This window comes from Nitrosomonadales bacterium (assembly GCA_016716325.1).
Lineage (GTDB): Bacteria > Pseudomonadota > Gammaproteobacteria > Burkholderiales > Gallionellaceae > Gallionella.
Genome location: JADJWO010000001.1, coordinates 2314103 through 2328424, shown reverse-complemented (window position 1 = coordinate 2328424; position 14322 = coordinate 2314103). Strand labels below are relative to the sequence as shown.

The 14322-nt window shown below is 56.0% G+C and carries 7 protein-coding genes and 6 pseudogenes; 11 read left to right on the top strand and 2 right to left on the bottom strand.

Going from position 1 to position 14322, the window contains the following annotated elements:
* The first annotated feature begins 565 nt into the window (after nt 1-565).
* The 8 genes and pseudogenes from IPM27_11335 (at nt 566) to IPM27_11300 (ending at nt 6381) form a co-directional block, all read left to right on the top strand.
* Nucleotides 566-1704 (top strand): annotated as a pseudogene (locus IPM27_11335) (efflux RND transporter periplasmic adaptor subunit).
* Nucleotides 1705-1707: 3 nt separating this feature from the next.
* Nucleotides 1708-2891, top strand: a pseudogene (locus tag IPM27_11330) (ABC transporter permease).
* Nucleotides 2892-2896: 5 nt separating this feature from the next.
* Nucleotides 2897-3593: pseudogene (locus IPM27_11325) on the top strand (ABC transporter ATP-binding protein).
* A 24-nt stretch (nt 3594-3617) separates the two neighbouring features.
* Nucleotides 3618-4228: pseudogene (locus tag IPM27_11320) on the top strand (TetR/AcrR family transcriptional regulator).
* 120 nt (nt 4229-4348) lie between these two features.
* Nucleotides 4349-4691, top strand: a pseudogene (locus IPM27_11315) (cytochrome c).
* 39 nt (nt 4692-4730) lie between these two features.
* A complete protein-coding gene (locus IPM27_11310) occupies nt 4731-5198 on the top strand; it encodes a hypothetical protein (protein MBK9162126.1) in 468 nt (155 codons plus the stop codon).
* Nucleotides 5199-5252: 54 nt separating this feature from the next.
* Nucleotides 5253-5661: pseudogene (locus tag IPM27_11305) on the top strand (hypothetical protein).
* 402 nt (nt 5662-6063) lie between these two features.
* Nucleotides 6064-6381: a hypothetical protein gene (locus IPM27_11300; GenBank protein ID MBK9162125.1), complete on the top strand. Its 318-nt coding sequence runs from the start codon at nt 6064-6066 to the stop codon at nt 6379-6381.
* A gap of 662 nt (nt 6382-7043) precedes the next feature.
* On the opposite strand, the gene pntB is transcribed toward IPM27_11300, so the two are convergent.
* Together pntB and IPM27_11290 are read right to left on the bottom strand one after the other, a co-directional pair.
* Nucleotides 7044-8456 carry a Re/Si-specific NAD(P)(+) transhydrogenase subunit beta gene (gene pntB / locus IPM27_11295; protein MBK9162124.1) on the bottom strand — a complete coding sequence of 471 codons (1413 nt, stop codon included), beginning with the start codon at nt 8454-8456 and terminating at the stop codon, nt 7044-7046.
* 13 nt (nt 8457-8469) lie between these two features.
* Complete coding sequence (locus IPM27_11290) at nt 8470-10059, bottom strand: Re/Si-specific NAD(P)(+) transhydrogenase subunit alpha (GenBank protein MBK9162123.1); 1590 nt, start codon at nt 10057-10059, stop codon at nt 8470-8472.
* A 156-nt stretch (nt 10060-10215) separates the two neighbouring features.
* On the opposite strand from IPM27_11290, the gene mutL reads away from it, so the two are divergent.
* The 3 genes from mutL to IPM27_11275 are packed head-to-tail and all read left to right on the top strand — an operon-like array spanning nt 10216 to nt 14257.
* Nucleotides 10216-12147, top strand: a complete 1932-nt coding sequence (gene mutL / locus IPM27_11285; protein MBK9162122.1) for a DNA mismatch repair endonuclease MutL — start codon at nt 10216-10218, stop codon at nt 12145-12147.
* Between the two features lie 10 nt (nt 12148-12157).
* Complete coding sequence (locus IPM27_11280; GenBank protein MBK9162121.1) at nt 12158-12829, top strand: hypothetical protein; 672 nt, start codon at nt 12158-12160, stop codon at nt 12827-12829.
* Between the two features lie 24 nt (nt 12830-12853).
* Nucleotides 12854-14257 (top strand): MHS family MFS transporter, encoded by a 1404-nt coding sequence (locus IPM27_11275; protein ID MBK9162120.1) that lies wholly within the window; start codon nt 12854-12856, stop codon nt 14255-14257.
* Nucleotides 14258-14322 lie beyond the last annotated feature (65 nt).

Below are 14322 nucleotides of genomic sequence, written 5' to 3'. Positions count from 1 at the left end.
CAATACGCTTGGATTGTTCATCGATGGGTTAAAGATATTCAACCAGGCCTTGATCCTACCGCCACTATGGCACCCTTACGATGCGACGAACTAAGGCTACTTTGATTTACCGATGAGCCAAAAACCTGCGGGCAGTGCAACTGTTGCTGGGCCACTCGAAGCTAGAAAGCACCGTGCGGTACCTGGGGATTGAAGTTGACGATGCACTGGAGATATCCGAACAAGCCGAAATATAACCAATTGGTTAGCGGCTGACCTTCCGGGTCAGTCGCTCTCTCGATCCATGGGTCAGGCGGCAATGGCCGCTTTGGAGTAACATGGTGCTATGAGTGCTCCGTGCCATGACCCGCCCGTCAAGGTTGCAAATACGCAGCAAGAAAGCCGTCATTCGTGGTGCGCAGCAATGTGGATGCAGCGGTCATTGATATGAGGCGGCTATAGGATAGCCTAAGTCTTTCCTATATCCAGATTTCAGCATTGTTGCGTTATTCGGTATACCTCGCTAAGATAGCAATCAATTACTATCTTGGTGTTATGTCGTGTCTGCTCAGAAAATCAAAAACTACTGGTTGGGGGTTGCGCTAGCAATCCTTTTGCCTAGGTTGTCCTTACACAAGGACCGCTGGCCCCTGTCAAAGTCACAGTCGAGAAAGTCAGGTCAGCAACCTTGCCAATAGCGTGTTTGGCATCAGTATCTTGAACGCCAGGCACAGTTACAACCTGGCCCCCCCACCATAACAAGCCGAGGTGAAAAGCGTGCTTGTCGATCAGGGTGATAGTGTTGTCACTGGACAAGTACTGGCCGAAATGGATCCAATTGATCTGGATGACAAGTTGGCGGGCAGTCAGCGTGTGGTTCCAGAAAACGGCCAATGCGATCTTGGCGGCGGAAGCGCAAGTAAGCGAAGCACAAAGTCGTTTCAAAACCTTCTCTGCAACCGCGACCCGATATCAGGAGTTGCGTGAACGCGGCTTCGTTAGCAAAGAAGATGTACGATGCAAAACAGCACGAAAGAATGCGGCCGAGGCCGCCTTGGCAGCATCTTCGGCAAATCTCGCCATCGCTCGCGATGAGCATGCCAGATCACAAATCGACGCGCGCGGCATCGGCAAGGCGCGCGCACAAACGCGACTTGTAAGTCCGATCGATGGCGTGGTCGCGGCCAGATCCGTTGAGTCAGGAGCACGCTCGTTGGCGGGCAGGTCGCGCTTCAGGTAATCGATCCAAACAGCCTATGGGTTGAAACGCGCATCGCACAACAACAAGCGGGTTTGGTTCGTGTCAGGCCAGTGGCAGAAATCATGTTGCGTTCACAACCTCATGTTCCACTTATGGAGTAAGGTCGCACGCATCGATATAGTGAGCGATGCGGTGACTGAAAAACGCATCGTCAACGTTTCGCTACATGGCGCACAAGCCAGCATCGGCGAATATGCGGAAGTCACCTCCAAACTACCCGCGCTGAATGACACGCGCAGCATCCCAGCGCAGCCCTTAAACGCGTGGATAACCAGAATGGGGTATGGGTCTTGCAGGATAGCAAAGGTGGCGTTCAAGTCCGTCAAAATCGGCCTCTCACGATGGATGGACGTACCCAAATATTAGATGGATTGGTCGATGGTGATGAGGTGATTGTGTATAGCCAGCAAGCTTTGCGCGAGGGTCTAAAAGTTAAAGTAGTGTCCGCGCTGGTTAAAGGCTAATTCATGATCAATTTGGCGAGCCGCGACATTCTGCATGGCTGGGGAAATTCGTTTTCACTTGCATGGGTCTTAACTGCTGATCGGTGTGACGCTGACCATGGCAGGCGTCTATCGCGGCATGGTGGATGATGCACGCGTGCTGATCGAGAATCGGGGGCCGATCTGTGGGTGGTGCAGCAGGACACCTTGGGGCCGTATGCCGAACCCTCCAGCGTGCATGATGATGTAGCCAAAGACTTGCTGGGCATGCCGGGCATACTTGAAGCGGGCAATGTTACCTACCTGACCATGCAGATACGCCACAACAACAAAGACATCCGCGTGATGTTGGTGGGTTTGGGCGGGCAAGCCGGGTGAACCGAGCTTATCTTGTTGCCGGTCGTCCAATCACACGTTCGCACTATGAAGCACTGGTCGACATCAAGACCGGTCTTGCCGTAGGTGACACGGTCACCATCCGCCGCCACGAATACACCGTGGTTGGGCTCACACGCCGCATGGTCTCATCAGGTGGCGATCCGATGATCTTCATTCCGCTTAAGGATGCGCAGGAAGTACAATTCCTAAAGACAACGATGCGCTCGTGAACGAACGTGCGCACTGCTGCGAACCCGGCCTTCAATCGTCCGGGGGTCCCCGGATTGTTGGAAGCGATACAAGCCAGCCAGACATCGAGTCGATTCGTGAATGCCGTGTTGGTGCGCACTGTGCAGGGTAGCGAGGCCACAGTATCTGAGCAGATCGTGCGCTGGAAACACTTGCAAGCTTATTCCAAAGATCAGATGGATGAGATTCTGGTGGCGCGCCTGATCGCCACTTCATCCAAACAGATATTCATGTTCCTTGTGATTCTCGCCATCGTCAGTGCGGCCATCGTCGCCTTCATTATTTTCACGATGACCATGAACAAGGTACGCGAGATTGCGGTGCTCAAGTTGATCCGGGGCGACCAACAGGACCATCAGCGGCATGATTCTGCAACAAGCCTTAAGCCTGGGTTTGATCGGGTTCCTAGTGGGCAAGTTGTCGGCAACGTTGGGGCACCTATGTTCCCCAAATATGTGTTGCTAGTGTCGGGCGATGCCGTTTTGGGATTCCTTCTGGTGATGCTCATGTGTGCACTTGCCAGTGTCTTCGCTATTCGCGCTGCACTACGAATCGACCCAGCAACTGCGATTGGCGGCTGAGATGAGTGAAACCTGCCATTCACATCGAGAACTTGAAGAAGCGCTACGGCGAGGGCGATACCGCCGTGGATGCGCTCAAAGGCGTGGACATGACTATCTGGCCGGGAGAGGTGGTGGGGTTGGTTGTAGCGGTTCCGGAAAGAGCACGCTACTCAAATGCTTGGGGGCAGTCATTGAACCCACTGCTGGCCGCATGACGTTGGGCGGGCAAGCAATCTATGACGAGGCATGGAAAATCGACGATTTGCGCACCCTGCGCCGTGATCGCATCGGTTTCATCTTCCAAGCGCCTTACTTGATTCCGTTCTTGGATGTCACCGATAACGTCGCCTTGCTGCCGATGTTGGCTGGCATCTCGAATGCTGACTCTGTATTCGGGCACAAGAATTGTTAACAGCACTGGATGTAGGTCACCGCTCCAAGGCGGCTGTTTCACAACTCCGGGGAGAACAGCAACGTGTCTCCATTGCCCGTGCGTTGGCCAATCATCCTGGGATCATTCTGGCTGATGAGCCGACCGCGCCGCTGGATAGCGAACGTGCGCTCAACGTGGTGCGCATCCTGAATCAGATGGCGGAGCAATATCAAACTGCCATCATCGTCGTGACCCATGACGAGAAGATCATCCCCACGTTCAAGCGCATCTATCATATTCGTGATGGGCGTACGTATGAGGAAGCTGGCGAAGGTAGACACGTTTAACGATTTATTCAAAGGAGAGCGATATTGAATCAAGAAACTGTAAAGAAACGGATGAGTTCGGAGGAGCGCCAAAGCGAAATTATTCGTGTGGCGGTGGAGCTGGCTGCGACAAAGGCGTGGACAGCGTCACCACACAAGATATGGCAGATGCCATGAACCTTACACAAGGCGCCATCTTTAGACACTTTGCGACCGAGGACGACATCTGGTTTGCCGTAATCGTATGGGTGCGGAACGCCTGATGAAAGTATTGGAGAAGGCCGCCGCCGATTCGACTGATCCCTTGAATGCCATCGAGCGTATGTTCTTTGCGCACATCACGTTCATCAGCAAACATCCTGCTATTCCCCGTTTGCTGTTCACTGAATTGCTACATAAAGAACGGTAAGTTGCGTCAACTTATTGAAGGGATTATTTCTGGTTATGAGACCAAGATTGCAGGTTTGTTGGAAGAAGCAAAATCACAGTCTTTGGCATCAAATGAACTCGACAGCCAAAGTGCGGCTGTGCTCTACATCGGCATGATTCAAGGGTTGGTAATGCAGTCATCTGTATTTGGTGGAAAGCATGCACTCCAGCGTCAAGCAGAAAAAACATTCCCGATCTTTTTACACGGCGTGAAAACACGCAATTAGTTTGTTACCCACACTAGGAGTCTCCATGAAGAAGCAAACAATCTTAGCTGTATCCCTTATCACCTTCGCATTATCTGTATCTCATGCACAAGCCGCGAACCACTTGAGTTACAAAAAGTGATGAAGGAGTTGGGCAAGAACATGCAAGCTATCACTGACGGCATCGCGCGCGAAGATTGGGAACTGGTCGCCAAGACGGCTCCACACATTGCCGCGCATCCACAACCGCCGATGGCCGAAAAAATGCGCATCATGAGTTTCATGGGGTCTGGAGATGTCCAAGTTCAAAGCGCTCGACGCTGAGACGCATAAGGCCGCACATGGTCTTGAACATGCCGCACATGAGAAGGACGGGCAGAAAGTCATCGCCGCTTTTCAGCAAGTGCAAACCACTTGTTTGAATTGCCACCAAACCTTTCGGAGCAAGTTCGTTGACCACTTCTATGGCACGCCAAGCAAGTAAATCAGCTATTGATAAATCATTATTTAGGGGGAAGGCAATATGAAGAATTGCAAATTGAGTTGGATTATGGTTGCCGTTCTGGCCGTTATCATTTCAGCATTGGGGTACAAATTCACGGTAGGTAATGTGCAGCCGTCTGATGATGGGCGTCAGGCAGTCATGCTAAGTAAAGATGAACGCAACGCCTTGCTGCTGGAGATGCGTATGTGGCTGAAAAGCTCCCAAGGAATATTGGAAGCGGCTTCGGCGAAAGATTTCGATGCGGTCATCAAATCAGCCAAAGCATCTGGAATGGGTGCCGAGGCAGATACTCCTGGCTCGCTGTTCAGGAAGCTTCCAGTTGAGATGAAGGCGCTGGGTTTTGATACGCGAGGAAAATTTGACGATATCGCAGTCGAAGCTGCAAAGTCAAAAGACAGCAATCTGGTAGTTGCCAAGCTGAGTGCGGCCATGAATAACTGCATTGCTTGCCACGAAATTTATCGCTTCGTAGAAGAAACCAAATAAACAAAGTCGAACCGTTCGGGTCTGGCACTTATCTCAAAGAAAGGTGGCATCAGTATGACTACACTTAAACATCCTCGAGGCTGGCTAATAACGTCACTCTCGATCGTGGCAATCCTCTTTGGTTTAATGACGATCAAGGAGGGGAGGGGCAGTGTTGCTGGGCAACGAGGCGGCAGTTTCTGCGGCTGGAAACTATGTGCCATTCGTGCTTTGGTTTAATTTCTTATCGGGATTTGCCTATATCGCTGCTGGCGTTGGATTTTGGTTGCAGAAACGTTGGGCGGTTTGGCTGGCCATTGTAATTGCCGCAGGGATTGCGCTCGCATTTGCCGCTTTCGGCATGCACATCAACTTCGGTGGCGCCTATGAACAACGCACGATTATTGCGATGGGTATGCGTACTGCGGTGTGGTTTGTGATTGCGAGTGTGACGACTCATCTGATGTTTCGCAACCGTTTTTGAAGGTGCTTATGAAATGTGAGCTACTTCATGTCTCTTGATCTGAATAAATTGGCGCGTGAACCCGCTACTGAATAGGTTGTTAGCATGAACGGCAGGCCTAATCGTGCAAAGATCTGCTGTTCGTTAACGAAGAAAAGCATATGACGGGCAATCCGTTACACCAGAAATATTTTGTTACTAAAAACAGTTATCGCCTGTGACAAAAGTCACATAGATCCTTGCGAATTCCAGTGATACTGCAATCGCACCAACAAGCAAGTTTGTAATTTATCAATTAGATTTCGTTGACGTTGTGAAAATAATCAATTAATTTTTCGGAGGCTTAAAATGAAAAACCTGACAGCATTGAAAGTAATCACTGTGGCAGCACTTATTGGAAGTGGAGTTGCGATTGCAGATGAGGTGACTACAACGCCTGTTCAAGCTCAAACGCAAAATCGACAAGTGCTTGGCAAAGAAATGATGAGCCAAGAAGAACGTGATGAACAGCGGAACAAGATGCGTAATGCTACGACAGCCGAAGAACGCGAAACAATCCGTTCAGAACAACACGAAGAAATGAAGGCGCGTGCATCTGAGTTGGGTAAATCTATTTCTGATACTCCATCGACGCGTCGTCAAGGTGGTGGTCAGGGTAAAGGCAGTGGTATGGGCAGTGGTATGGGCGGTGGTATGGGCGGTGGACAAGGCGGCATGGGTAGTGGTCGCGGAGGTCGATAGGATTAATTAGCAACACATCCTCGCCTTCCCGAAACTCCAGACCAGGTTGCTACAACTGACGATCACGGGAATTCGAGGATCAGGTGCCAAACCAGGCTTATGGCTCTGTTGTGCTGAGCCTTGAGCTCTAAAAACGCATTGAGCACCTGAAGCTTAACTAGTTCTCAGCCATAAACAGTTGCCAGCTCGCAATGATGAACTGGCACAACGTGTAGGATAAAGCTGGTCGTCAGCATCAGCTATCAATGATTTGAACAAATTGGCGCTGGTGCCCACCTCTGAATAGGCTGTTCGAATGAGTGTTAGGCCAAATCGTGCCATTTGGTGATGGTCAAGGTGTTAAATACACTGCAAGAAAGCCGACGCTCGTGACCAGCAACAACGGGTCGTTTGTCCGCTTTGCCGAAGGTGGGAGGCGGCCATTCAGCGGCATTTCAAGCCAATGGCCGGTGTACGTTGCATAGCTGACCTAGATGGGACAGTACGCCACCGGCAGCATTGGCCGAGGATGAGACGGTCGTGCCGCACAGTCTAAACTTCCGCTTCGTGTTGATGGCGCCCCTCCGCTTCTTCCTCAATGAAAAAGAGCCGCGAGAGCGGCTCTTTTTAATTTCTACCATTGCGTTCCTGATCTGAATCGGGGGCGGCGCACCCCCGCGCGGTCATGCTTTCAGCGCAACGAATACTTCTTCCAGCATCTTCTTGGCATCGCCGAACAGCATGCGGTTGTTCTCCTTGTAGAACAGCGGATTGTCCACGCCGGCGTAGCCCGTGGCCATGCTGCGCTTCATCACGATGGAGGTCTTGGCCTTCCAGACTTCCAGTACCGGCATGCCGGCGATGGGGCTGGTGGGATCTTCCTGCGCTGCCGGGTTCACGATGTCGTTGGCGCCGATCACGATGGAGACATCGGTATCCGGGAAATCCGCATTGAGTTCGTCCATTTCCATCACGATGTCGTAAGGCACCTTGGCTTCGGCCAGCAATACGTTCATGTGGCCGGGCATGCGGCCGGCAACCGGGTGGATGCCGAAGCGCACGTTGACGCCCTTCTCGCGCAACAGTTGCGTGATCTCATAGACCGTGTGCTGTGCCTGTGCCACTGCCATGCCATAGCCCGGCACGATGATCACGCTCTTGGCGGAGCCGAGCAGTTCTGCCGTCTCGGCCGCACTGATGGGCACCACTTCACCCGCCGGTTGCGCATCGCCGTCGGCCTTGGCCGGCTTGCCGCCACCGGTGCCGAATCCGCCCGCGATGACGCTGATGAAGTTGCGGTTCATCGCGCGGCACATGATGTAGGACAGGATTGCGCCGCTCGATCCCACCAGCGCACCGACGACGATCAGCAGGTCGTTCGAGAGCATGAAGCCCGTTGCGGCAGCAGCCCAGCCGGAATAGCTGTTGAGCATGGACACGACCACCGGCATGTCGGCGCCGCCGATGGCCATCACCATGTGGATGCCGAACAGCAGGCCGATGGTGGTCATCACCACGAGCGCCAGAGTTCCGTCTCCGACCGTTTCCCCGTGCATGAAGTCGTAGGCGAAATAGACCACCAGCAGTGCGCCGGCGAAGTTGAGCCAGTGGCGTGCCGGCAGCAACATGGGCTTGCCGCCGATCTTGCCCGACAGCTTGCCGAAGGCAATGATGGAGCCGGAGAAGGTCACCGCACCGATATAGATTCCGATGTAGATCTCAAGCTCGTGGATGGCTTTTTCCGCACCGCTGAAGGCGATGGATGTGTCGATGTAACTGGCGAAGCCGACCAGCATGGCGGCAAGGCCGACCAGGCTGTGCATCAGCGCGACCAGTTCCGGCATCTGCGTCATCTGCACCTTGCGGGCGGCATAGAGGCCGATGCTGCCGCCCACGACCATCGCGCCGATGATCCAGGGGATGCCGGCCATCGTGACGCGCGGGCCGAACACGGTCGCCAGCACGGCAATGGTCATGCCGATGATGCCGTAGAGATTCCCGCGCCGCGAAGATTCCGGGCTGGACAGGCCGCCCAGGCTGAGGATGAAGAGAATGATCGCGCCAATATATGAAACAGTTACCAGACTTGCAGACATGTTTATTTATCCTTTACTTGCGGAACATCGACAGCATGCGCTGGGTAACCGCAAAGCCGCCGATCATATTGATGGCGGTCAGCGCGATGGCCAGCACAGCCAGCGCCAGGATCCAGCCATCAGGACGCTCGATCGCCATGCCGAGCCAGTTCTGCGACTGCGGCGGCGCGATCTGTACCAGCGCGCCGATGGCGATGATGCTGGAGATCGCGTTGGTCACGCTCATCAGCGGCGTGTGCAGGGCCGGCGTGACGTTCCACACCACCATGTAACCGACGAAACACGCGAGCACGAACACGGTGAAGTGTCCGAGGAACGCTGCGGGCGCATAGGCGCCGATGAGCAGGAACAGCGCCGCTACCGCAACGAACAGCGCCGCCACCTTGCCCAGGGACGCCGGGGCGCCAGCCCCACCATGTGCGGCAGGCGCAGCAACCGGTTTTGCGGCAGCCGGCTTGGCCGCTGCGGCAGGCAATTTCGGCGCGGGAGCGGGCCAGGTGATCTCGCCGTCCTTGATGACAGTCAGGCCGCGGATCGCATCATCTTCCATGTTGACGTTGACGATGCCGTCCTTGGTCTTGCACAGCTCCTCGGTGAGGCGGAACAGGTTGGTTCCGTACAGCGTGGAAGATTGCTTGGCCAGTCGCGAGTTCAGGTCGGTATAACCGATGATGGTCACGCCATGCTTCACGACCGCCTGGCCGGGTTCGGTCAGTTCGCAGTTGCCACCCCGCTCGCCCGCCATGTCGACGATGACGCTGCCGGGCTTCATGCTCTGCACCATCTCGGCGGTGATCAGCCGGGGTGCAGGTTTGCCGGGGATCAGCGCGGTGGTGATGATGATGTCCACCTCGCGGGCCTGCTTCGCGTACATCTCGCGCTGCGCCTGCTGGAAACCCTCGCTCATCACCTTGGCATAACCGCCGCCGCCGCCGCCCTCTTCTTCGTAATCGACCTTGACGAACTCGCCGCCCAAGGATTTGACCTGATCGGCCACTTCGGCGCGGGTGTCGTTGGCGCGCACGATGGCGCCCAGACCCGCAGCGGTGCCGATGGCAGCCAGACCGGCCACGCCGGCGCCGGCGATGAACACCTTGGCGGGCGGAACCTTGCCCGCAGCCGTGATCTGGCCGTTGAAGAAGCGGCCGAAGGCGTTGGCGGCCTCGATGACGGCGCGGTAGCCGGCGACGCCGGCCTGCGAGGTCAGCGCGTCCATCTTCTGGGCGCGGCTCAACATGCGCGGCAGGCAGTCGATAGCCAGCACGGTCGCCTTTTTCGCCGCCAGTTGCTTCATCAATTCCGGATTTTGTGCGGGCCAGATGAAACCGATCAGGATGCCGCCCTCGCGCATCAACTCAACTTCGGCGCTGGTCGGGACACTCACCTTGAACACGATGTCGGATGTGGCCCACAGCTCGGGAGCGCCAGAGACGATCTCGGCGCCTGCCGCGCGATAGGAATCGTCACTGCAATTTGCCGCGTCTCCGGCGCCGGACTCTACCGTCACACTGAATCCCAGCTTGATGAGTTTCTCAACGACTTCTGGTACTGTCGCAACGCGCTTCTCGCCTGCGACCGTTTCCGCAGGAATGCCTATCCGCATGAATCTCTCCTTGGTTCTGAAACAGCCTGGAAGTGTCTTTCAGGGGTTGCCAAGACACTGCAAATACGGCGGCGATTATACCTCATCGCCTGTCCGATTGGCCGGTCGTTCTCCGTTATAATCGACCGCAAACCCGCAAATAACCACGCTCGCGACATGCCCACCATTCATCTGTTGCCAGACCTGCTCATCAGCCAGATCGCCGCCGGCGAGGTGATCGAACGCCCCGCTTCGGCTCTGAAGGAACTGCTGGAGAACAGCCTGGATGCGGGCGCGACCGACATCGCCGTGCAACTCGAGAATGGTGGCATCAAATTGTTGCGAGTGCGTGACGACGGCGGCGGCATCGCGGCGGAACAACTGCCGCTGGCGCTGATGCGTCACGCCACCAGCAAGATCGCCTCACTGGACGACCTGCAGCGCGTCGCCAGCATGGGTTTCCGTGGCGAGGCACTGGCCAGCATGGCCGCCGTGGCGCAACTGACGCTGACCAGCCGCACGCCGGATGCGACGCATGCGTGGAAAGTGGACGCGGCAGACGGCACGCAATCCGAAGCTGCTCCCGCCTCCCATCCGCATGGCACCAGCATCGAGATGCGCGAGCTGTATTTCAACACTCCCGCGCGGCGCAAATTCCTGAAGTCTGAGTCCACCGAATACGCCTGGTGCGAAGAGACCTTCAAGCGCATCGCGCTGTCGCGCCCGGATGTGGCGTTCTCGTTGCAGCATAACGGCAAGAACATCTGGCAACTCGCCGCCACGCGCTCCCCTCGCCCGCTCGCGGGAGAGGGGGAAGCATCTAATTGGAGAACACCCGTTTCTCGCTCCCCTCGCCCGCTTGCGGGAGAGGGGTTGGGGGAGAGGGTCGCCGCCATCCTCGGCGCCGAATTCGGCCAGCACGCCGTCACCGTAGAGCGCCGGATCGGTGCCCTGCACCTCTACGGCATCGCCGCCCTGCCCGCCTACTCGCGCTCGACGCGCGACGAACAGTATTTCTTCGTCAACGGCCGCTTCGTGCGCGACAAGGTGCTGATGCACGCCGTGCGCCAAGCCTATCAGGACATCCTGCACCACCAGCGCCATCCCGCTTTCGTGCTGTTCCTGGAGATGCCGCCGGAACAGGTGGACGTGAACGTACACCCGGCCAAGAGCGAAGTGCGCTTCCGCGAGAGCCAGGGCATCCACCAGTTCGTGTTCCATGCCTTGCAGGATGCATTGAGCGCGACAATGAAAGCTGCATCCCCTGATTCGCCCAACGACATTCTGGATTCGTCATTCCCGCGAAAGCGGGAATCCAGCGTTCCATTTAATGAACTGGATTCCCGCTTTCGCGGGAATGACGGCTCTACCGCTTACAGCCAGCAACCCATACCCTTCAGCGCCGCCCAGCCGCAAGCCGCTTACAAACTGTGGGGATTTCAAACGGAAAGTGGAAAGTCGGAAGTGGCAAGTGGGCAGTCGAATGCCGCGTCTACTCACCACTCGCCACTTCCCACTCCCCATGAACACCCACTGGGCTTCGCCCTCGGCCAACTCTCCGGCATCTACATCCTCGCCCAGAACCAGCAAGGCCTCATCGTGGTCGACATGCACGCCGCGCACGAACGCATCGTGTACGAACGACTGAAGATCGCCTTCGACGCCCAGCAGATGCCGACCCAGCCGCTGCTCATCCCCGTCACCTTCGCCGCCGAAGCGCTGGATGTCGCCACCGCAGAAGAAGAACAGGAAGCGTTGCAGAAGTTGGGCTTCGACATCACCCCGATCTCCACCAACACGCTGGCGGTGCGCGCCATGCCCGCCATGCTCAAGCAATCACACGCCGAGACCGCCGCACGCGAAGTGCTGCACGAACTGCGCGACTTCGGCGCAACGCGCGCGCTCACCGAACGCCGCAACGAATTGCTCGCCACCCTCGCCTGCCATTCCGCCGTGCGCGCCAACCAGCAACTCAGCATCCCCGAAATGAACGCCATCCTGCGCGAAATGGAACAGACCGAACGCGCCGACCAGTGCAACCACGGACGGCCAACCTGGTTCCAGGTGACGCTGGCGGAGCTGGATGCGATGTTCATGCGCGGGAAATAATGGAGCTTCCGTGACGACCATTAAGCATTTCATTAGTCCGAACTTCACTCATGAGAAGCTTGAAGCTCCATCTTTTGAAGACATCGTAGATGTATTTGAGGATAGGATGGCAAATTGGCTTTTACTTCCCGCAAAAACGTTACTCGGAATTCCCCATGGGGATGTGGCAGCAATCGCTTTGGCTATCAATTATTTTGAGGGCATAGAAATATACATTTCTGGCAAAGACAGCAAAAACCACTCCCGAGAGTTCTTCCGTGCTGGGTTTAAGCGTGTCTTCCATCGGAAGGTCAATTTTCTTCAAGAGGCAATGCATGATGCCTTTGCAAAAGCGCTCTACGACTTGCTCCGTTGTGGTTTCGCGCATGACGCCATGTTTCGGTATGGGATCGTATTCACTAAAGTCAGAAAAGAAGCCTTCACAATAACGTGGCCCAAAAAGAATGGGGAATTCGACCCTGATGGTCAGCCACTGTCTGCTGTGATCAATCCTCAACGTTTTATTGAAGGCATCGAGTTTCATTTTAAGAACTACTTGAAAGAGCTTCGATCTCCTGAGCCAACAGCCCTCAAGGAAAATTTTCTTGCTGCCGTCAAACTCAAGTGGAATCTTGATGAATCTGGCCCCCTTATCGGAATGACTGAACATCAGTTCTTGAGTGGCTATATTCCTCGCTCGTGAGCTATACGCATCAAAGAAAACAGCATGATATCCACCACCCGCATCGCCTTCGCCAGCTTCATCGGCACCGCCATCGAGTTCTACGATTTCTACATCTACGGCCTCGCGGTGGCGATGGTGATCGGGCCGATCTTCTTTCCCAACAGCGACCCGGCGGTGCAGGCGCTGAACGCTTTCCTCACTTTCGGCATCGCTTTCCTCGCGCGTCCGTTCGGTGCGCTGCTGTTCGGCCATTTCGGCGACCGCATCGGGCGCAAGACGACGCTGGTGGCCTCGCTGCTGGTGATGGGTATCTCGACCACGCTCATCGGCGTGCTGCCGAGTTACGAGATGGTAGGCTGGACTGCGCCGCTGTTGCTGTGCCTGCTGCGCTTCGGGCAGGGCATCGGCCTCGGCGGCGAATGGGGCGGTGCGGCTTTGCTGGCGGCGGAATATGCGCCCAAGGGCAAACGCGGCTGGTTCGGCATGTTCCCGCAATTGGGACCTCCGGTCGGCTTCCTGTTTGCGGTGGGCAGCTTTCTGTTGCTGGCGAATACGCTGGACGATGCACAGTTCCGCGAGTGGGGCTGGCGCATTCCCTTCCTCGCCAGCGCGGTGCTGGTGGCGGTCGGCTTGTATGTACGAATGAAATTGGAAGAGACGCCAGTGTTTTTGAAGGCTATGCGGGAGCAAGGACTCCTTCCCCCTTGCAGAGGGGGAGAGCGGAGCGAGGGGGCAACTGGGATGGGGGTAGAGTCGGTGAATAGCACAGCTTCTACCCCCACCCTAACCCTCCCCCTGCATGGGGGAGGGAATGTTGGCTCACCACGAACGGCTTTTCATAAGCTGCCTCTGGCCGAACTATTCAGACATCACGCCAAGCCGCTGATCTCCGGCGCGTTGTTGATGGTGGTGTGCTACGCGTTGTTCTACATCACCACGGTGTTCTCGCTTTCCTACGGCGTAAGCAAGCTTGGCATCGCGCGTCCCGATTTTCTCTTCATGTTGTGCATCGCGGTCCTCTTCATGGCGGCGGCCACGCCGCTCGCAGCAATGGCAGGTGATCGCTATGGCCGCAGGCCGGTGCTGATCGTCGCGGGCAGCGCGGCATTGCTCTCCGGCTTTTTGATGGAGCCGATGCTGGGCAGCGGCTCGCCATTGTTGATTACCGCGTTCCTCTCGCTGGAACTGTTCCTGATGGGCGCAACCTTCGCGCCGATGGGGGCGCTGTTGCCGGAACTGTTCCCCACCCGTGTGCGCTACACCGGCGCGGGCGCAGCTTATAACCTTGGCGGCATTTTGGGCGCATCGCTGGCGCCTTACATCGCGCAGCAACTGGTGGCACAAGGCGGATTGAGTTGGGTGGGCGGGTATATCTCGGTCGCGGCGGCGATCAGTCTGGTTGCGGCTCTACTGGTGCATGAGACGCGCGACAGGGAATTGGCATGAGCTTAAAAAATCTTTCACCACGAAGCACACGAAGAGCACGAAGGAAAATCTTTGGAAACCCGCTC

Coding starts and splice junctions, on each gene's coding strand:
- pntB (MBK9162124.1), bottom strand. CDS start 8,456: ATGTCTGCAAGTCTGGTAACTGTTTCATATATTGGCGCGATCATTCTC.
- IPM27_11290 (MBK9162123.1), bottom strand. CDS start 10,059: ATGCGGATAGGCATTCCTGCGGAAACGGTCGCAGGCGAGAAGCGCGTT.
- IPM27_11310 (MBK9162126.1), top strand. CDS start 4,731: ATGAAGAATTGCAAATTGAGTTGGATTATGGTTGCCGTTCTGGCCGTT.
- IPM27_11275 (MBK9162120.1), top strand. CDS start 12,854: ATGATATCCACCACCCGCATCGCCTTCGCCAGCTTCATCGGCACCGCC.
- mutL (MBK9162122.1), top strand. CDS start 10,216: ATGCCCACCATTCATCTGTTGCCAGACCTGCTCATCAGCCAGATCGCC.